This is a genomic window from Vibrio sp. THAF64 (genome assembly GCF_009363455.1).
GTDB classification, from domain to species: domain Bacteria; phylum Pseudomonadota; class Gammaproteobacteria; order Enterobacterales; family Vibrionaceae; genus Vibrio; species Vibrio coralliilyticus.
In genome coordinates this window covers 3,407,838-3,427,986 of sequence record NZ_CP045355.1, presented here as the reverse complement: position 1 = coordinate 3,427,986, position 20,149 = coordinate 3,407,838, and the positions used below count along the sequence as shown (strand labels likewise).

The following is a 20,149-nucleotide window of genomic DNA, read 5'->3' as shown; positions in this document are numbered from 1 at the left end:
ACAGAATGTCACTCACCTGGAAACAGCGCACCAGTGCTGTCCTTGGTAATGCCATGGAGTTTTATGATATCGCTGTATTCGCATCGATATCTATGTACATTTCCCAGCTATTTGCCACCCAAGGCATTGAGCACTCAGAGCTGGTGGTGTGGGGCGTATTTGCCCTGAGATTTTTGATCCGACCTTTTGGCGGCGTTGTGATTGGCCGCTACGCCGACAAATACGGGCGTAAACGAGCACTGGTTTTTTGTAACCTTCTGACTGGCTTAGCTACGGTATCGATGGCATTTGTACCAGTCGACACGGTCGGACAGTACGTGGTGGTTGTGTTCTTGTTCTTCCAAATGATTCAAGCGTTTAGCTTTGGGGGCGAATACCCAACCCTAATCAATTACCTTCTCTACGATGCGAAGAAATCAGAACGCTCACGTGTGAGCAGCTTGATTGTTGCGAGTTCTATTGTCGGTGTCATCATTTCTCTCCTTATCGTTGCAGGCTTAGAGCATTACTTAACGGCAGAAGAAATGAGTGCTTGGGGCTGGCGAGTGCCGCTGCTAGTGGGTGTCGCGAACATTATCGTAAGCTTATATTTGCGTCTTTCTCTACCTGAATTGCCGAAAGCAGAAGCGGTAGCAAGTAAGTCGAGCCGTCAGATCATTGCCAAAGTGTTTTGTATCTCCATTCTTGGTGCGGTGGTGTTCTATGTTCAGAACCTAGCGAGCGGTATCTTGGGCAAAGCGATGGGGATTGAGAACCTCGCACTGATCAACTCGTCAGTACTGGTGGTATTGCTGTTCGTATTTTCGTTTGTCGTCGACAAAAGTTCCTCACCACAACAAGCATTTAAAGTCGGAGCGCTGTTTATGCTGTTTGCAGCGGTCCCCTTGTTTGCGCTACTTGGTTCCAGCGAATTCATCTGGCAAGCGTTAGCAGTGTTGGGTATCAGTACGTTGGCAGCGATTATTTTAGGTAACTTGGCCGCGCTGTTATGGCAGCAATCTGCTAACCAAACCACCAGCTTAGGTATTGGTTATAACATTGCATTGTCTATCTTTGGTGGCCTAACACCACTGATCGTGACAGAAGCCATGCTGCTTAGCTCCGCCTATGTGGGTGTTTATGTTGCGATCGCGACATTACCGGGGCTAGCAGTGCTGTATCGCTTCGAGAAAGGTAACCAGTTAAGCTATCAGTAAGGCACAGAAGTGATAATTTGGGCATCAAGTTCAGATGCCCAAATCAGATTACTTAGGCTGATTCACTATTGCGATGAATATTCTTCACTGCACGGCCTGACGGATCTGCACAAGACTGGAAGGATTCATCCCAAGCGATAGCATTAGGAGTCGAACAAGCTATTGTTTTGCCATGAGGAACACAAAGAACTGCTGAGCTGCCTCCGAAAAAGCTTTCAAAGATACTCCGGTATAAATAACCTTCTTTCGTTAACGGTGTGTTTGTTGGGTACTTTAAACTAGCTCTTTCCATCTCTGGTGTGGAGACTTTAGTTTCAGCATAAGAATGGATTTTATCAATCCAAGAATATCCAACCCCATCAGAAAATTGTTCTTTTTGTCGCCATAGAATCTCATCAGGCAAGTAGTCGATGAAGGCTTCACGAAGAACTTTCTTTTCAATCACACCGTTACCACACATCTTTGAATTGGGGTTTAGAGTCATCGCACATTCCACAAACTCTTTATCTAAGAAAGGAACGCGGCTCTCAACTCCCCAGGCTGCCATAGCTTTGTTTGATCTAAGGCAATCGTATTTATGAAGTTGTTCTAGTTTAAGAACGGTTTCATCATGAAATTCTTTAGCATTTGGAGCCTTGTGGAAGTACAAGTAACCACCGAAGAGCTCATCACTTCCTTCTCCAGATAAAACCATCTTCAATCCCATAGCCTTAATCTGCCTAGCCATTAAGTACATGGGTGTTGCAGCTCGAATAGTAGTTATATCGTAAGTTTCTAGATGGTAAATAACATCTTTAATTGCATTAATGCCATCTTCAATATTGTAAATCACTTCATGGTGAATGGTTCCAATACTATTTGCCACCTCTCTAGCTGCTTTTAAGTCAGGAGAGTTTTTTAGACCAACAGCGAATGAATGCAAAGGATTAAGACCCTTCGAACGCCTTATTTTCTGAGCGACAGATGCAATGATTGAAGAATCTAGCCCTCCAGATAATAGTAGGCCGAATGGAACATCACACATCATGTGCTTTTCGATAGATGTACATAATGAGTCGTGAATAACTTTCAAGTTGGAAACGTTATTTTTGACTGAGTCATACTCTTTCCAAGAGTAATGATTGTATTGTTGTGGAGTATCACCATCTTTGCTCCAAATATAGTGACCAGGTGGAAAATCCATAACGACATCACATATATCGATAAGTGCCTTCATCTCAGAAGCTACATAAAGATTATTATTTTTATCAAATCCGTAGTAGAGCGGTATTATTCCTATAGGATCTCTCCCTATTAAGTAGTTGTCCGTTTTGGAGTCATAGATTGCGAAGGCATACATACCACTTAAATAATTAAACAGTTCAACACCATATTTATTGAATAATGGAATTATTACTTCACAGTCTGAATTAGTTTCAAAATAATATGAATTAGAATAATTATTTTTGAGTTCAATATGGTTGTATATCTCACCATTTGCAGCAAGATATAAATCTAGTTCGTTGCTATGAATTGGTTGCTTACCATTTTCAATACCAATAATAGATAACCTTTCATGGGTCATTGAAAATGTGTCATTGGATATGGATGACGAGTCATCTGGACCTCTATGTCTAATTTTTTTAGACATTTTCAGAGCTGTCTCTTTTAGGTTTTTATTTTTATATTTTGAGTGTATAAATATAAACCCACACATAAGCTTACCTTTAATTTTTTATTATTTTCCATACTGCTTGTTCGTTTAATTTAATCAATATTGAGATCAACTTCATAACGATAGCAGTATAAATAAATCTAACGACTAAAATCCAAAACAATGCTCCACCCATCATGAATATAATTATAGTATCTTCTATTATTGAGTGGAATAAGTTCATCGAGGTAACGGAAAGCAGAACATCATCCTCATCTAACTCTCCTTTCTCTACTTCTTCAAGGAGTAGAGCTCCCCCATACACGAGTCCAAGTGTCATACCAACAAATGTTATAGGAGCACAGTTTTTTGAGACTCCTATTAAGCTAAAATATGGAGATAGTATTTTTCCTAACTTATGAACTAGGTTAAATTTTTTCAGTAAATCAAGAGTTAGGACTAGTCCAACTAGCATGAAATATACCAAAATATAGCTCTTTAATTGAGATACACACCATGAAGAAAATGATTCTTGTAGTGAACTTGCCTCACCTATCATCACAAGTGCAGGCTCATTTAATAGGTTGAAAGTATTGAACGCAAAGTTAAATAAATAGGCAAGAATTAATGATCCACTTAGTCTTAAAATAAGTGAGAAAATAGCACTCACGCCACACTTTTGAACCATGCGAATCTCAAGAGGAAGGCCATGTGATATTAACATCATAATCCCAAGAATTGTTACTTGAGCTGATGTTACTTCAACGTTACCAATTAACGTTACGAAGAGTAATGCACCTGTCCATAAATTAGTAAACATGGTTACAGCCCATACCAGCCCCATAATTCCTGGGAGGCCAACTGATATCATGATTGGCTCTAATAAAGTACCGATAAAGTGTATTCCTCCTACTTCATCCAATAGCTTGACACTTATTGCAATTGGTATCATTAGCTTTATTACACTTATCCACAATAGAAATGAGCTTCTAATGCTTGATTTAATAAATTCAGTCATAAGATCCCTATACCTCTATACCTGCACTTTTTAGTGTCTGCGTTGCTGATGAGTAGTCGAGTATTCCGAGGTTTTTTAGAAAAGCGATGGTCGGCCTTGCAGCAAGGAGCATTTCTTCCATCAAAACATCTTGAGTGTACACTTCAGATATAATCTTTCTGGATTCATTACGATTTATCCCAGAAGCTTGAGAAAAGTAGAATCCTAGTCTATCAATATCCGGATAACTCCTAGCAATAGTGGTTTCAGCATATATTTTTGCAACAATTTCTCTTTGCCTATCATTAAAATTTTCCCAGGACCACTTTCCTAGTGCTCTGAACTGAGATGCATGGACTACTTCATCTTCTTGGTGGGAACGACAGTTATCAACTACTGCTGAATTAATTAGCTCATCATTTGTGAATAACCCTAATTCTTTAGAGATCCTCGTCTCAGTAACTACACCAATTATCATATTAAATATAGCGATATCTCTTTCAGTCTCCAAAAACTCTTTCTTGTCAAATAGCTTTCTCAAAAATAATGGCATTTCCTTGTCTTTCTCATACACTTCCAGATGAAATAAATCTTTTATTGCATTTATAAATGTAAGAGCTTGGGCTGCGTGATGACCTTCATCTGTCACAAGTTTATATAAATCTTCCAGCGGGGTTTGTGGAACTTCAATTGGTAGAAGATGTAAATCTCTGATAGCGGGGATCACAATATTGTGCTCCACAGCGATTGTATCGTGTAAGAAACCTAGAAACTGTGCAGCCCCAAATTTTTGGCTATCAAATTCATTAGAAAAGTAAGGTTCTAGGCTTCTATTTTTAGGATAAAAAACTTTATTTTTTTCAATTTTTACTTCGGTTTGAAAAAATTGATCTGTGAAAGTGGGATTTTTGCTGAGCTCAGAAAAAGTCAGATAGTTTGGATATGAATTCATTATTATTCCTTTATTATTAGTTATTAATTAGTTGGAAAGCATCTTTTCCTTCATCACATTCTGGACAAATGTAATCATCTGGCAGATTATGAAATAAATGTTCATTTTCTTCACTTTTTTCGTCATATATGTACCCACATACAACGCATACATACTTTTTCACTATTTTCTCCTTTTTTATATAGTGAATGTTTGGTTTATTATTGGAAGTCCAACCTTAATGAATAAGTTGTAATTGTTTTCTTCTAATTTTGATTTTTTATCAAAAATATTTTCAGATATAATAAGTGCGCATTTATTTATAAATTGAAGGTTGCTTATTGTTTTTCCTTTGTAACTTGCACAATCACCTAATGCGTAAATATTGTCTATATTAGTTTTAAGCTGGTTATTGACAATGACTCCATTATTTATATTTATATGGCTACCCTCAATAAATCCAACATTAGGTTTTATCCCAATAGTTTCTATAACTAAATCAACAGGTAAGATTTTTTTTTCTTGATTAGAACTGAAATGTATTTCGTTTGTTGATTTCTCTTTCTTGTATGAGATATCTTCACAATTCTTTAGTACTTTAACGTTCCTTTGTGATAGACGATGTTCAATTTCATTGCTAATGCTTTTTGGTGCAGTGTTTTTTAAAATAAGTTCTTTATTGCAAAGAAGGTAAACCTGCTCAAGCTTACAAGAAAGATCATACGCTATCTCGCATCCAACAACCCCAGCGCCTACTATCGCTACCGATTTAGCATTTTTTATTCTTTTCAATAGTTTCCTATAGCCTTCAATACAGTTGTAGCTATGGATAAAAAACGTTGATGTCAAAGATGCAGTGGACTTTTTAGGTGTAGCTCCTGATGCTATGACTAGAGAGTGGAATGCGATTTTTTGGTTATTATCTAGTGCAATGTAGCTTTCTTCAGTGTTGATCGAAATTACCTGAACATTTGATAATACAGAACATGATAAAGTGGTCTCTATTTCTTTTTTGTTTTTTATATTCAGTGATTGCTCGTCAAAGTCATTCTTGCATATTAGTGATAGCTTGGGCTTTGTGTACGTATAGCCATCCCCATTAGTGATGAGAATTAGTTCTACTTCTGAGTTAATCTTCCTGATGGCTTTAGCTGCAGCGATGCCGCTAGCTCCCGTCCCAATTATAACTATCGGCAGTGCCATTGGGCGTTCCTCAATAATCTATGCATAACATTTAACCTAATGATTCTTATGACTTATTTGTTAGTGTTATGATACATTATGAATATAACGATCAATTAAGGCTGTAAGGACGGCTAATGGACTTAAGTGGACAAAATATTCCTGCAAATAAAATGATTGATCTTAGGATTACATCATCTGCTGTAGGCAAAATTATCCATATGGCAAAAGGAATGGAGGAGGACTTTCATGTGCATACATGGCATCAGTTGGTTTATCCGGTTACAGGTCTGTTACAGACTCAAGCTAAACAAAGTAAGTTTTTGGTACCGAGGACGACAGCCGTCCTTGTTCCGGCAGGTGTCGTTCATGCCTCTAGTGCATTGACTGACACAGTATTCTTGGGCATATACATTAATCCTAATATATGCCCTGAGTTTGAACATCGAATTATGTCGGTTTCAGTCTCTGCGTTTATGCGCGAGCTGATGTTGACCTTAAAGAAAGAGTGCGAATCTGAGTCACTGGATAGTGAAATAAGAACGGCTCGCTTGATTGAAGTCCTTTACGACCAAATGAAGGAAAGTCAGACGGGAGACTTTAGCTTGTTGATACCTCGTGATAGACGCATTAAGTTAATTTTTGAGAAACTTACTGAAGAGCCATCTCTAAACTACACGTTGAGCGAGTGGAGTAATGCTGTAGGCGCTACTCAAAGGACATTGACTAGACTGTTTAGCAAAGAATTTAGTACTTCATTTTCCTTGTGGAGGCAGCATTTGAGATTAGTTTGTTCTTTGCCATTGCTGGAGGAAGGACTACCCATTCAATCTATATCTCATAAAGTGGGGTATCAAAATGATTCTTCCTTTATAAAAGCGTTTAAAGCTAGGTTTGGCATGACTCCTATTCAATTTCGAAACAACCATGAGACTTTGTATTGACGCTCGATTAATAAATGGATGCAATAAAAAGCAGGCCATTGGCCTGCTTTGTCGTTTGGTTTGATTAACGCATGGTAACAAACTCTTCTGAGCCCGTTGGGTGGATAGCCACCACAGAGTCAAAGTCTGCTTTGGTTGCGCCCATCTTCATTGCAACGCCGAAGCCTTGGATCATTTCATCTACCGTGAAGCCGATACCGTGTAGGCCTACTACGGTTTCTTCTTCACCGGCACAGACCAGTTTCATCTTACATGGTTGGCGATGCTTAGTGACCGCTGTGTACATTGCGGTAAAGCCAGACGTATAGACTTTGATGTTGTCTTTGCCGTACTTCTCTTCAGCTTCTTGGGTTGTCAGGCCGATAGTGCCGATTGGCGGGTGGCTAAATACCACCGTTGGTACTAGGTTGTAGTCCATCTTGGCTTCTGGCTTGTTGTTAAACAGGCGCTCAGATAGCTGACGACCTGCTTTAACGGCCACTGGCGTTAGCTCGATACCGCCTTCCATGATGTCGCCGACACAGTAGATACCAGGCACGTTGGTCGCTTGGTATTCATCAACTTTGATGTAACCACGGTCATTAGTTTCAACACCCGTTGATGCTAGGTTAATCGCATCGGTTGCTGGATGACGACCAATAGCCCAGATCAGTGTATCGACGTTTTGCGTGTTGCCGTTCTCTAGGTGAAGCGTCAGGCTGCCATCGGCTTCCTTAACCACTTCTTTTGGCACTGAGTGGGTGTGTAGTGTTGGGCCTTCCGCTTCCATCACTTCAACCAGCGTCTCGATGATCATTGGATCAAAGCTACGCAGTGGTGATTCTTTACGGCAGAAAAGGTGAGTGTCTGTGCCAAGAGCGCTAAGTACGCCAGCAATTTCAACGGCGATGTAACCAGCACCAATAACCGCTACGCGTTTTGGTTGCTCGCTTAGTTCGAAGAAACCGTTTGAATCGATGCCGTGCTCTGCACCTGGGATGTTAGGAATCGTTGGACGACCACCTACAGCGATTAGGATGTGATCGGCGGTGTAGTGCTCGCCGTTCACTTCAACGGTTTTCTCGTCAACAAACTTAGCGAAGCCTTTAATAACATTGACTTTGTTGTTGCCAAGTACGCGATCGTAAGATTGGTGAATACGACCGATGTAAGCTTGACGACTTTCAACCAGTTTGCTCCAGTCAAAGCCTTTCACGTCAACGTCAAAACCATAGTCTTCAGCGTATAGGTTCATCGCTTCAGCCACCTGAGCACCATGCCACATGACTTTCTTCGGTACACAACCTACGTTTACACACGTGCCGCCTAGATCCTGAGCTTCAATCAGCGCAACTTTAGCACCATACATCGCTGCTCGGTTTGCTGAAGCAATACCACCACTACCGCCACCGATACAGATATAGTCAAAATGAGTCGCCATTACTTTCTCCAATTATTGCGGGATTAAGGCGCTGTGCGACATGTGTTGCCCAGTCGCAAGCTCCCTGCGAGTTTTAATTCATTGTCTTTGATATGGAGGATAGATCGGTTGAACTCAATCTACCCTGTTTAATTTTTCTTCGGCCTGCGCTGTACATTGAGCGCGAGTGTCCGTTATTCCGGTACAATCCAGTCTACTTTGAAATGACCGGTTGCAGGCGCAATTGCTTCTTTGAGGAAAGGCAGAATGGCGTTCATCTGGCTTTCCAGCTTCCATGGAGGATTAATCACAATCATGCCTGAGGCGGTCATCCCGTGTTCATTGCTGTCCGCCGCAACACCTAATTCAATTTGTAAGATCTTACGGATGCCAAGGCCTTCAAGACCTTCAATCATGTCTTCAATGTCGCAGCGATTAACGACCGGATACCAGATAGCATAGATCCCCGTGGCCCAGCGTTTATAGCTCTGATAAATCGCTTGGACGACATCACGGTATTCCTTCGCCAGCTCGTAAGGTGGGTCAATCAGTACCAGACCACGACGCTCCTGCGGCGGTAAGCTCGCCTTCAAACGCTTGAAGCCATCTTCCTTATAGATGCTGACCTGACGGTCGCGATGGAACTCTTGTTCTAATAACGGGTAGTCACTTGGGTGAAGTTCCGTTAATACCATGCGGTCCTGTGGACGCAGATGCGCGCGAGCGACACGCGGCGAGCCTGGGTAGTAACGCAGTTTGTCACCGTTGTTCAGTGTCTGAATCGATTCAAGGTAGCTTTGGATTTCTTCTGGAATCTCAGTTTGTTGCCAGACACGCGCGATACCGTGTTTGTATTCACCTGTCTTTTCTGACCATTCGTGGGTTAAGTCATAGCGACCCACTCCTGAGTGGGTATCATGGTAAACAAATGGCTTATCTTTTTGCTTGAGCGCGTTGAGGATAAGGCTTTGAACAATATGCTTAACCACGTCAGCATGGTTGCCTGCGTGGAAACTGTGGCGATAACTTAACAAAATGACACTCTCTAACTGGTGACAACACCGGGTAATTTAATAGCTGTAGTATACGTCACTATTGAAAATTGCTGAACCTACCTATATTTACTATTTAAGACGAACGAGAAATAACAAAGACGAACCCGTCAGTTCGCTTTTTGCCAATAAAAGGAATGCTTTATGTCTAATCCTCTTCTGAGCTTTACCGATTTGCCCCCGTTTTCTGAAATCAAACCTGAACATGTGAAACCAGCCGTTGAACAGGCGATTGCAGACTGCCGGGCGAAAATCGATCTGGTACTGGAAGGAAACAGCGACCCAAGTTGGGAAAATGTCGTTGCGCCGATTGAAGAAGTGGATGATCAACTAAGCCGCCTTTGGTCACCTGTGAGCCATATGAACTCGGTGATGAACAGTGATGAATTGCGTGAAGCGTATGAAAGCTGCTTACCTCTTTTGTCCGAATACGGCACTTGGGTAGGGCAGCACAAAGGGTTGTTTGAGGCATATAAGGCAATTAAAGCGAGTGAGGCATTCGCTGGGCTGACTCAGGCACAGCAGAAAACCATCACAGACTCCCTGCGTGATTTTGAGTTGTCAGGCATTGGTCTGCCAGCCGACGAACAGCACCGCTACGGTGAAATCAGTAAGCGCATGTCTGAGTTGGGTTCTAAGTTCTCTAACAATGTGTTGGACGCGACCATGGGGTGGGCCAAACACATTGAAGATGAAAAACAATTGGCAGGTATGCCGGAGTCTGCACTGGCGGCAGCCAAAGCAGCGGCAGAGTCCAAAGAGCTGGATGGTTACCTGCTAACGCTGGATATCCCATCTTACCTTCCGGTGATGACTTACTGTGACAATCAGGAATTACGTAAAGAGCTCTATGAAGCTTACGTCACTCGTGCCTCGGATCGTGGCCCGAAAGCGGGCGAGTGGGACAACAGTGAAATCATTAACGAGCAGTTGAAGCTGCGTTATGAAATCGCCCGTATGTTAGGTTTCAATACCTTCAGTGAGAAGTCTCTGGCGACTAAAATGGCAGAAAACCCATCGCAAGTGTTGGGCTTCCTCAATGATCTTGCCAGCAAAGCCAAGCCGCAAGGCGAGCGTGAAGTTGAAGAGTTGCGCCAGTTTGCTAAGAGCGAGTTTGGTGTTGAAGAACTCAACCTTTGGGACATTGCTTACTACAGCGAAAAGCAGAAGCAGCACTTGTTCCAGATTTCTGACGAAGAGCTACGTCCTTACTTCCCAGAACAAAGAGCGGTAAGTGGCTTGTTTGAAGTTCTGAAGCGTGTGTTTGGTATGAATGTCAAAGAGCGAGAGGGCGTTGATGTTTGGCATGAGTCAGTGCGATTCTTTGATATTTTTGATGCCAACGATCAGCTTCGAGGCAGCTTCTACCTTGACCTGTATGCGCGTGAACACAAGCGCGGCGGTGCCTGGATGGACGAATGCCGTGTACGTCGTATCAATGCGAAAGGTGAGCTGCAATCACCAGTGGCGTATCTGACCTGTAACTTTAACAAACCGGTTGGTGACAAGCCTGCGCTGTTTACTCACGATGAAGTCGTGACTTTATTCCACGAGTTTGGCCACGGTATTCACCACATGCTGACTCAGGTCGATACTGGCGCAGTTTCGGGCATCAACGGTGTACCGTGGGATGCGGTAGAGTTGCCAAGTCAGTTCCTAGAGAACTGGTGTTGGGAAGAAGAGGCGCTGGCGTTTATCTCTGGTCACTTCGAAACGGGCGAACCACTGCCAAAAGAAATGCTGGATAAGATGCTGGCCGCAAAGAACTTCCAGTCGGCGATGTTTATTCTTCGTCAACTCGAGTTTGGTTTGTTTGATTTCACGCTGCACACTGAATTTGACCCTGAAATCGGTCCTCGCGTGCTGGAAACACTGGCGGATGTGAAATCTAAGGTCGCTGTCTTGCCAAGTCTGGAGTGGAACCGATTCTCGCACAGCTTTAGCCATATCTTTGCTGGTGGTTACAGTGCAGGCTATTACAGCTACCTGTGGGCGGAAGTACTTTCTTCAGATGCTTTCTCACGCTTTGAAGAAGAAGGCATTTTTAATACCGATACCGGTAAGAGCTTCCTAAATAACATTCTCGAAATGGGTGGCAGTGAAGAGCCAATGGAGTTGTTCAAGCGATTCCGTGGTCGTGAGCCGCAAATCGATGCCTTGCTGCGTCATTCAGGGATTCGTGCTTAAGCACTGAGCTTTGAAACTAAAAACGCCCTCCAATTAGGAGGGCGTTTTTGTATTGGGTTTAACCTTGTAGCTTACTCTTAAGCAGCTTATCCAGAGAAACCAAGCCCGGTCCCCAGACTACGACGTTGAGAATCATCAGGCCCCAGAGCTGATGGTCGTAGAAGCCTTTCTCCCACAGCAGCGGGTAGGAAACGACGGCAATGATATTGAATACGAACAAGATGGCCGCCATTGGGCGGGTCAACAGGCCGAATGCTAAGAAAGCAGGCAGAATAAGCTCGGCGGCGGTACCGATGTAAGCGGCCAGCTCCCAAGGTAAAATTGGCACCTGATATTCGTACTCAAATAGGTACAGAGTACTGTCCCAAGAAGCAATTTTAGTTAGGCCAGAATTGAAGAAGACCCAGGCAACCCAGAGTCGACAAAACAGTAGCAGCAGTGGCACAAAGACGCATTGGGCTTTATCGACTAAGGCGTCGTAGCTCTCGATCATGTTTTTTATTGCGTTAGACATAGTAACAATCCTTATTCTTATTGGGCGAGAGAAAACCCAGAAATTAACTGGTTCTCCAGTAGTACTCCCAGATAAGGTAGGTGCGTTTCAGGGATTTCCCCTAGCGTGCAACCTGAGCTGAGATACTGAAGCAGTTCAAAAGGCAGCTGATCGAGCGACATAGTCCAACATTGACCGTCGGGTTGACTGATGATCACGCCATATTCGGCCTGATTGAGCGTCAGCTGTTCGAAATCATTATTCTCAATGGCCAGACGCAGCGAGTACACCGCGTAGGGCGAATGAAAAGGCAAAGTGCCGGGCGAAAGATGAAAATGGATGTAAGGCTGCTGCTGCTCTGCGACTTCCGCTAGGCGAGCAATTGGCAAAATAGCTTCTGGTGTTTTGACACCACCTTGAAGCTGTTGAGATAGGTCGATTTGCCATTCAAAACGTGCCACATCCGCAGCATAAGGCGCAGCCTCAACCACTGCAGGGAAGGCTTCTATGGTAGTCACGAAATGTTCACCATAGTAAGTCACGTCACCAGAACGAAGAGGGTGGTTGAGCACATGCTGACGAGCTAATTGTTCAAAGCACTCTTCACCCACCAGCGCCAGTACCATAGGGTAAGTAGCCTGAAGTACTTCGCTTAAGCTGATGATGAAATTGTTGCGGTAAATCTGCATTCGTTCGTCGGCACTGAAGGTATCAGAGCAGATATCACAGGCATCACCCGTCGCCTGATAGTGCAGAGCGCTGGCGAAGTTTTTTTGCAGTTCTGCTAGAGATTGAGTCATGACGCCTTTCTCCCCTGCAGAGCGTCAAACTGAATCAGCCTCTCACTGGCTTTATGGCATTCTGCCAGTAACACGTCAGGCTGAGGAATATCCAGATCCCATTCAATCAGTGTATGGCGCGGACCGTGAGTCGCCAGCCATTGTTCGTATAGTGTCCACACTTCATCAGAAACAGGTTGGCTGTGGGTATCAATCCAGATTTCACCTTTTTCCAACTGCTTAATCGTAAAGCCTGCCAAATGAATTTCATCGACTTTATCGGCGGGAATCGCGTTGATATAGGTCTGGCTATCGAAACCGTGGTTAAAGGCGGAAACGTGAATATTGTTGAGATCAAGCAGTAGTCGGCAATCGGTGCGCTTCTGTACTTCAGCCAGAAATTCCCACTCGTCAATCGTAGAGTGAGCAAACTTCACGTAGCTCGATGGGTTTTCTATCAGCATTGGGCGCTGAATATAATCCTGAACTTCGATGACATTGCGACAAAACACTTCCAAGGCTTCTTCTGTATAAGGCAGTGGCAGAAGATCATTGAAATAGTGGCCGCCATTTTCACTCCAGCTGAGATGATCGGAGACCAAAAATGGGTTGACCTCATCAATGAGCGATTTGAGTTGTTTAAGGTGATTAGGGTTGACTCTTTCAACGCTGCCCAGTGATAAACCAATACCGTGACAGCTGATCTGGTAGTCATCCATCAGTTTGCGCAGGCTTTGTCTGGCTGGTGAGTAGGGCTGAAAGTAGTTTTCACTGTGGATCTCCAACCAAGATAAGGCGGGCTTATTGTCAGTGAAATAATCGATATGAGGAGAGCGCAGTCCTACACCCACCTGGTCGTGGTAGTTGTCCTTATTCACGAACTCTTCCTATGCGAGTAAAACAAAAATAAAGGCGACCGGGTTGAGCCTAGGTCGCCTTATCCAATCTATTAAGAAGACTGAGTGCTACCGCCAGCTAGCTTGCCACATAGTCCTTTAGGAACGACTACGAAGGCATCTTTCTGGTTATCTTCTTTTGCAGTACCTGCACAAGAACTGGTTTTGGTTGCACAATCATTTTTACCTGCTTTTGAAACGCCGTAGCATTTCTCTTTCTCTGCAGCAACAGCAGGTGCTGCAGTGAGCATTGTGCCACCTAGAGCTAGTAGACCAGTAACAGCAGCAGTAACAGCAAGATTAGACTTTTTCATAGTAATTTCCTCAGACTTTTCCTTTCTTAGTGAATACCCAAGTAATCTCCGTCAAAACGGTTCTTTAGAGGTCACTTGGGTATTTTTCACAAGCTAATTCATCAACTTGCTTAATTAAAAGGATAGAAAAAGCGCAAATAAACTTTCAGAAAAAATATAAAAAAACGCATTATTATTGGTTTTGTTTATTTAAGGCTATGTTTTATAAAGAAAATGCAACATAAAAAATTTGTGTTTTTTCTTCTGAAATAGGCAGGGTGTTTAGGTTATAATCGATTTTCATGTATAGATAACCAGTAGCTGAACTCATAATGGATCCTTCATTACTTCTTGACGGCCTCAACGATAAGCAGCGTGAAGCCGTTGCCGCTCCACTTGAAAATTTACTTGTCCTAGCGGGCGCGGGGAGTGGTAAAACCCGGGTGCTGGTGCACCGTATCGCGTGGCTGATGTCGGTGGAGCAGGCGTCTCCTTTTTCCATTATGTCGGTGACGTTTACTAATAAAGCCGCAGCGGAAATGCGAGGCCGTATTGAAGAGCTGATGATGGGCAGTGCTTCTGGGATGTGGAACGGCACCTTCCATGGTATCTGTCATCGTATTCTGCGCGCGCATTACCTTGATGCTAAATTGCCGGAAGATTTTCAGATCATCGATACGGATGACCAGCAAAGACTGCTGCGTCGTCTCATCAAAGCGCAAAATCTGGATGAAAAGCAGTGGCCAGCACGTCAAGTGAGCTGGTGGATCAACGGCAAGAAAGACGAAGGTCTGCGTCCAAATCATATTGACGCTTACCACGATCCTGTGACTAAAACCTATCTGCAGCTCTACACGGCTTATCAGGAAGCGTGTGACCGTGCGGGTTTGGTCGACTTCGCCGAAATTCTTCTGCGTGCTCATGAGTTGTTGCGTGATAACAAATTTGTCCGCGAGCACTATCAGGCACGCTTTAAACATATCTTGGTGGATGAGTTCCAAGATACCAACAACATTCAATACGCTTGGCTGCGAATGATGGCTGGTCCAGAGTCACACGTGATGATTGTAGGGGACGATGATCAGTCTATATATGGTTGGCGCGGTGCTAAGATTGAAAACATTGAGAAGTTCACCCGCGAATTCCCAAGCGTAAACACCATTCGTCTGGAACAAAACTACCGCTCGACCAAAACCATCCTTGAAGCGTCCAACACTCTGATTGCCAATAACACCGAGCGTATGGGTAAAGAGCTATGGACTGATGGCGTCGAAGGTGAGCCTATCTCGGTTTACTCTGCTTACAACGAGTTGGATGAAGCCCGTTTCGCGGTCAACAAGATTAAAGAATGGCAGGAAAAAGGTGGTGCACTGAATGATGCCGCCATGCTCTACCGTAACAACGCCCAGTCTCGTGTATTGGAAGAAGCGTTAATTCAGGCTGGCTTGCCATATCGTATCTACGGTGGCATGCGATTCTTCGAGCGTCAGGAAATCAAAGATGCGCTGAGCTATCTAAGATTGATGGCAAACCGCAATGACGACGCGGCGTTTGAGCGCGTGGTTAATACACCAACACGTGGGCTCGGGGACAAAACCTTAGAGACGATTCGTTTTGCAGCGCGGGATCGTGGTTGCACCATGTGGCAAGCGAGTGTTGCTTTGCTCGATGAGCAAGTTCTGGCTGGTCGAGCGGCGGGGGCGTTAAGCCGTTTCGTTGAGCTGGTCAGCGCGCTGGAGGATGATACTTGTGAAATGTCTCTGCATGAGCAGACCGACCACGTGATCAAATACTCCGGCTTGTTCGCTATGTACGAGCAGGAAAAAGGTGAAAAGTCCAAAGCACGCATTGAGAACTTGGAAGAGTTGGTAACGGCAACGCGTCAGTTCGAAAAGCCGGAAGAAGCAGAAGAAATGACCTTGCTTACGGCATTCCTGACCCACGCCGCGCTTGAGGCGGGTGAAGGTCAGGCCGATGAGTTCGAAGATGCGGTGCAACTGATGACCTTGCACAGTGCAAAAGGTCTGGAATTCCCACTGGTGTTTATGGTCGGCGTCGAAGAGGGGATGTTCCCAAGTCAGATGTCCGCTGAAGAAGCTGGGCGCTTAGAAGAAGAGCGCCGACTTTGCTACGTGGGGATGACACGTGCGATGGAGAAACTCTACATCACTTATGCTGAGATGCGTCGCTTGTACGGTCAGGACAAATACCATAAACCGTCGCGCTTTATTCGTGAATTGCCAGAAGGCTGCTTAGATGAAGTGCGTATGAAAGCGCAGGTCAGTCGCCCAGCAAGCTCGGGGCGTTTCAGTCAGACTGTGGTCAAAGAGAGTTTCAATGAAACTGGCTTTAGCCTAGGTGCAAGGGTGATGCATCCAAAATTTGGTGAAGGGACGATCATCAATTTTGAAGGCAGTGGTCCACAGAGCCGAGTTCAAGTCGCATTCAATGGTGAAGGCATCAAATGGTTGGTGACGGCTTACGCTAAGTTGGAAAAGCTCTAATTTTATCTTGCTCACACTCTGGCGGTTAAATTTTGCTCTTATGTCGAGCTTGTTTAAATAATAGGTAGGCAACGTCTGATAAGAGGAAATCGCTATGCCGTTCAAACAGTTGGCGAACCACCAACAAGATCTAACTGCTGAACTTAATGCCATTGCTCAGCAGTTTGGTCTTCACTCTCTATTGATCATGGAGTCGACACCAGAAACCATGATTGTTTTTGCTGCCAACCAACAACCCATTTATAACGCCGGAGATGCAGGGCCTAAGAGCGTCCAGCCCGGTTGTCATGAGCTTTACTGCGAGCGGGTTGTGGATACTCAATCGCCTTTACTTGTCGCAGATGCGGCGGCAGATGAAGAGTGGCGAGGCAACGAAGATCTGGTGAAGTTTGGTTTAGGCGTCTATTACGGATTGCCTATCATGCATCGCGGAGAAGCGATTGGTACGGTGTGTGCACTGAATGATAAAGCGTTCGATTTCGCTGAGGGAGAGCCTAGTGCTATTGAGCGCTTAAATCAGCTTAAGCTTCGAATTGAGCAGTTGTTATAGAATGAAAAGAGCGGCGATGAGCCGCTCTTTTGGATCTTGAGGGACTTAGATCGCAGCAAGTGCTGACTGGTAATCCGGTTCTTCAGTGATTTCGCTGACAAGCTGTGAATGAGTGATCAAACCTTCTTCATTTAGGCAAACTACCGCTCGTGCTGTCAGGCCTGCTAATGGACCTTCTGAGATTGCGACACCGTAGTCTTGAGCGAACTGTGGTGAACGGAACGTTGAGGCATGCTGAACCCCTTCAATGCCTTCAACCTCGCAGAAGCGGCCCGCGGCAAATGGCAAATCTGCTGAGATACAAACTACCACTGCATTGTCTTTTCCTGCTGCCTGCTCATTAAAGTGACGAACACTCTGAGCACATACTGGCGTATCTATACTTGGGAAAATATTCAGGATGACTTTTTTGCCTTGCAGCGACGATAGCGTCAGCTCAGACAAATCGCCGGCTGTCAGAGCAAAGTCTGCTGCCTGAGTGCCTTTTTGTGGAAATTCGCCTGATACCGGAACTGGGTTGCCCTGAAATGTTACCTTGTTCATTTTTTCTTCCTTATTGATAGTGTTTATCGTGATTGAACTTACATCACGACGTTAACCTAGCACGTGGTTGGTGGGGAACAAAAAAAATGTCAAAAGTTAGATGCGAGTAAATCTTGATGAATTTTTAGAGACGCAGATAAAGAAAAACCCCGAGGGCTTGCGCCCATCGGGGTTATAGTCTTACTCGCAGCAATCCGGCTACTAGAAGTGCTCCATGCATCAAATCCTTGATAGTATGCTGATGTCCTTCAGCTTAGTCCATTCATCGCCATCCTAGCGGTGTCCTTGACCCTATCCTGGTCTGCTAACAATCCTCGTTAGCTCACTTCGCTTGTTCCTTGAGCGGTGTCCTTTTCATCATCCTGATGATAAGTCCTTTCCTCGTCCAGAGGTGTCCATTTCCCATCCCTAGTAGCAACCATCCTAGTTACTATTGAGTCCGTTCAATGTCCTATTCGCTATCCTTGCCGATTGTTCATCCTGAGCAACCGTATCTTCTTCCTGAAGATTACCAAATCCGTGGTAATTCCTGTTCCGTGTCAGCATCCTTCCGACAGGTTTAATATTACGTTTTTGACGGTTTTCAGCAATAGCACAGAATTTGACTTATTGAATAAAAGTTTGGTCAAAATTAGAACATTTCCTTTTATTACAATAGGATATGTACGATAAGTTGTAATACTCTCACTAAAAAAGCTATTTTTGCTCACCAGCCTGTAAGAGATCTCGCACAAGCCGGTGAGCAGATCGACGCTATTGGCCGATAGCGGCACCTTCGCGTCTTGGGTCTGCAGCGCCTTCTAATTCATTATTTTTGAATAGAATTGCGTGTAGGCCAGAATTTAAGTCACGAATATTCACTTCGAAACCCATTTTCTCCAGCTCCGATTTGAACTTTTCTGCCTCTGTACCTTGCTCAATATCTAATGTACCGAAGCGATTCAGTAAGTGTGGCTGGTTGATGGCTTGTTGAATATCCATATCCCATTGCGTGTGAGCAATGATCGCTTGGGCAACATAACCGATGATGCGGCTGCCACCTGGAGAGCCGATCGCCATGTAAGGTTTGTCGTCTTGCATGATGATGGTCGGTGCCATTGAGGAGCGAGGGCGTTTGCCCGGCTCTAAGCGGTTGGCGATAGGGTAGCCATCTTTGTGGGTACGAAACGAGAAGTCGGTCAGCTCGTTGTTGAGCAGGAACCCATTGGTCATCAAGCGTGAACCAAACGCGTTCTCAATCGTGGTGGTGATCGACACTACGTTGCCCTCTTTATCAACCACATTGAAGTGGCTGGTAGATGGCAGTTCGATGGATTCATCACGGCTTTGGCGCTGAGCGTAGTCCCAAGGTGGTGTGCCCGCTGGTGCTGACTCGAGTGCTTTCCCTGGCGTGATCAGTTTCGCGCGCTGTTTAAGGTAGTCTGAGTTGATCAAACCTTGAGTTGGCATAGGGACAAAATCTTCATCGGCCATGTACATGCCACGGTCTGCAAAGGCTAAGCGTGAAGCATCGGCGATAACTTGCCAAGATTTGGCGTTATCAGGGCCCCAGTTTTTGAGATCAAACTGCTCTGTCATCGCCAGAATCTGACCCACGGTAAGGGCGCCAGAACTTGGTGGACCCATTCCGCAGATGTCGTAGCTCAGATAAGCGGAACAGACAGGTTGGCGCTGTTTTATTTGGTAAGCATCGAAATCGGCTTGTGCCAGTACGCCCGGGTTGCCAGCGGCTGACTGAACGGTACTGACAATATCGCTTGCAATCTTGCCCTGATAAAAGGCATCTGCACCACCTTTGGCGATGGCTTCGAGAGTCGCCGCGTATTCAGGATTCTTTAGTAATGTGCCTTGCTGCTTGGCAGAGCCATCACTATTAAAGAAATAGGCTTTTGTGGCAGGGAAACGCGACAGGCGCTCTGCATCTTTCTCAATTAAGGTTGCTAGACGAGGGCTGATGGTAAAACCGTTCTTAGCGACTTCGACCACAGGCTCAATCAGCTTTTTCCATTCAAGCTTGCCGTATTTCTGATGAGTATCCCACATCAGTTTTACGGTACCTGGCGTACCGACAGAACGGCCACCTACGACGGCATCGTAAAACTGCATCGGTTCGCCCTTCTCATCTTGGAAAAGGCGAGGGGTTGCGGCTAAAGGCGCAGTTTCACGGCCATCATAAGTCGTTAACTGCTGCTTTTTGGCATCCCAGTAAACCAAGAAGGCGCCGCCACCAATCCCTGAGGATTGCGGTTCAACCAGACCCAGCATGAGCTGAGTGGTAACCATAGCATCGATAGCGTTGCCGCCTTGCTTGAGGATATCAGCGCCCGCTTGTGTCGCGAGCGGGTTGGCGGCGGTGACCATCCAGTCTTTGGCCTTAACCAGTTGCTTTTGTTCTAAGCCACTACTGTGTTCTGGGGCAACTGAATCGGCAGCCTGATTCGCGGCAGCACCAACGGACGTTAATAATAGGCACGTCGTTAGGAAAGTATGTTTCCACTGCATCTTGTTCTCCTTGTTATTTATGCAGCGACAAGAGTGACAGTGGAGTAACTTTGAGTCTAAGGATTTGT

18 protein-coding genes are annotated in these 20,149 nt (G+C 44.7%); 5 read left to right on the top strand and 13 right to left on the bottom strand.

What is annotated here, in order from left to right; all coding sequences use genetic code 11:
• Positions 1 to 5: 5 nt before the first annotated feature.
• A complete protein-coding gene (locus FIU99_RS16030; RefSeq protein ID WP_006957619.1) occupies positions 6 to 1,196 on the top strand; it encodes an MFS transporter in 1,191 nt (396 codons plus the stop codon).
• A gap of 52 nt (positions 1,197 to 1,248) precedes the next feature.
• On the opposite strand, the gene asnB is transcribed toward FIU99_RS16030, so the two are convergent.
• Genes asnB through FIU99_RS16005 form a run of 5 tightly spaced genes read right to left on the bottom strand, consistent with a single transcriptional unit; the run spans position 1,249 to position 5,960 of the window.
• Complete coding sequence (asnB, locus tag FIU99_RS16025; protein ID WP_006957620.1) at positions 1,249 to 2,892, bottom strand: asparagine synthase B; 1,644 nt, start codon at positions 2,890 to 2,892, stop codon at positions 1,249 to 1,251.
• Positions 2,893 to 2,902: 10 nt separating this feature from the next.
• Entirely contained in the window at positions 2,903 to 3,847 is a 945-nt protein-coding gene (locus FIU99_RS16020; RefSeq protein WP_006957621.1) for a hypothetical protein, read from the bottom strand.
• Between the two features lie 7 nt (positions 3,848 to 3,854).
• Positions 3,855 to 4,778: a diiron oxygenase gene (locus FIU99_RS16015; RefSeq protein ID WP_006957622.1), complete on the bottom strand. Its 924-nt coding sequence runs from the start codon at positions 4,776 to 4,778 to the stop codon at positions 3,855 to 3,857.
• Positions 4,779 to 4,794: 16 nt separating this feature from the next.
• Positions 4,795 to 4,941 carry a rubredoxin gene (locus FIU99_RS16010; protein WP_080555900.1) on the bottom strand — a complete coding sequence of 49 codons (147 nt, stop codon included), beginning with the start codon at positions 4,939 to 4,941 and terminating at the stop codon, positions 4,795 to 4,797.
• A 14-nt stretch (positions 4,942 to 4,955) separates the two neighbouring features.
• Positions 4,956 to 5,960, bottom strand: coding sequence for an FAD-dependent oxidoreductase (locus FIU99_RS16005; protein WP_006957624.1), 1,005 nt, complete (start codon positions 5,958 to 5,960; stop codon positions 4,956 to 4,958).
• 116 nt (positions 5,961 to 6,076) lie between these two features.
• Here FIU99_RS16005 and FIU99_RS16000 point away from each other — a divergent pair, with 116 nt between their 5' ends.
• Positions 6,077 to 6,883, top strand: coding sequence for a helix-turn-helix domain-containing protein (locus FIU99_RS16000; protein ID WP_006957625.1), 807 nt, complete (start codon positions 6,077 to 6,079; stop codon positions 6,881 to 6,883).
• 64 nt (positions 6,884 to 6,947) lie between these two features.
• Here the strand turns inward: FIU99_RS16000 and gorA are convergent, their stop codons facing one another.
• Together gorA and FIU99_RS15990 are read right to left on the bottom strand one after the other, a co-directional pair.
• Positions 6,948 to 8,303: a glutathione-disulfide reductase gene (gorA, locus tag FIU99_RS15995; protein WP_006957626.1), complete on the bottom strand. Its 1,356-nt coding sequence runs from the start codon at positions 8,301 to 8,303 to the stop codon at positions 6,948 to 6,950.
• A gap of 173 nt (positions 8,304 to 8,476) precedes the next feature.
• On the bottom strand, positions 8,477 to 9,316 hold the full coding sequence (locus FIU99_RS15990; RefSeq protein WP_006957627.1) for a 23S rRNA (adenine(2030)-N(6))-methyltransferase RlmJ: 840 nt from the start codon (positions 9,314 to 9,316) through the stop codon (positions 8,477 to 8,479).
• Positions 9,317 to 9,478: 162 nt separating this feature from the next.
• Between FIU99_RS15990 and prlC the strand changes: the two genes are divergently transcribed.
• Positions 9,479 to 11,521, top strand: coding sequence for an oligopeptidase A (prlC, locus tag FIU99_RS15985; RefSeq protein ID WP_152472372.1), 2,043 nt, complete (start codon positions 9,479 to 9,481; stop codon positions 11,519 to 11,521).
• 58 nt (positions 11,522 to 11,579) lie between these two features.
• On the opposite strand, the gene FIU99_RS15980 is transcribed toward prlC, so the two are convergent.
• The 4 genes from FIU99_RS15980 to FIU99_RS15965 form a co-directional block, all read right to left on the bottom strand.
• The gene (locus tag FIU99_RS15980) at positions 11,580 to 12,035 is read right to left on the bottom strand and encodes a DoxX family protein (protein WP_006957629.1); all 456 of its coding nucleotides are present in this window, start codon (positions 12,033 to 12,035) and stop codon (positions 11,580 to 11,582) included.
• 17 nt (positions 12,036 to 12,052) lie between these two features.
• Positions 12,053 to 12,814 carry a DNA-binding domain-containing protein gene (locus FIU99_RS15975; RefSeq protein ID WP_006957630.1) on the bottom strand — a complete coding sequence of 254 codons (762 nt, stop codon included), beginning with the start codon at positions 12,812 to 12,814 and terminating at the stop codon, positions 12,053 to 12,055.
• The gene (locus FIU99_RS15970; protein WP_006957631.1) at positions 12,811 to 13,671 is read right to left on the bottom strand and encodes a DUF692 domain-containing protein; all 861 of its coding nucleotides are present in this window, start codon (positions 13,669 to 13,671) and stop codon (positions 12,811 to 12,813) included. Before FIU99_RS15970 ends, FIU99_RS15975 begins: the two co-directional genes overlap by 4 nt.
• Positions 13,672 to 13,742: 71 nt before the next feature.
• On the bottom strand, positions 13,743 to 14,003 hold the full coding sequence (locus tag FIU99_RS15965; protein WP_006957632.1) for a DUF2282 domain-containing protein: 261 nt from the start codon (positions 14,001 to 14,003) through the stop codon (positions 13,743 to 13,745).
• Positions 14,004 to 14,311: 308 nt separating this feature from the next.
• Here FIU99_RS15965 and uvrD point away from each other — a divergent pair, with 308 nt between their 5' ends.
• On the top strand, positions 14,312 to 16,486 hold the full coding sequence (gene uvrD / locus FIU99_RS15960) for a DNA helicase II (protein WP_029236297.1): 2,175 nt from the start codon (positions 14,312 to 14,314) through the stop codon (positions 16,484 to 16,486).
• Positions 16,487 to 16,580: 94 nt separating this feature from the next.
• Entirely contained in the window at positions 16,581 to 17,036 is a 456-nt protein-coding gene (locus FIU99_RS15955; RefSeq protein WP_006957634.1) for a GAF domain-containing protein, read from the top strand.
• Between the two features lie 45 nt (positions 17,037 to 17,081).
• On the opposite strand, the gene tpx is transcribed toward FIU99_RS15955, so the two are convergent.
• Together tpx and ggt are read right to left on the bottom strand one after the other, a co-directional pair.
• Positions 17,082 to 17,579: a thiol peroxidase gene (tpx, locus tag FIU99_RS15950; RefSeq protein ID WP_006957635.1), complete on the bottom strand. Its 498-nt coding sequence runs from the start codon at positions 17,577 to 17,579 to the stop codon at positions 17,082 to 17,084.
• Between the two features lie 753 nt (positions 17,580 to 18,332).
• The gene (gene ggt / locus FIU99_RS15940) at positions 18,333 to 20,081 is read right to left on the bottom strand and encodes a gamma-glutamyltransferase (protein ID WP_006957636.1); all 1,749 of its coding nucleotides are present in this window, start codon (positions 20,079 to 20,081) and stop codon (positions 18,333 to 18,335) included.
• Positions 20,082 to 20,149: the final 68 nt, after the last annotated feature.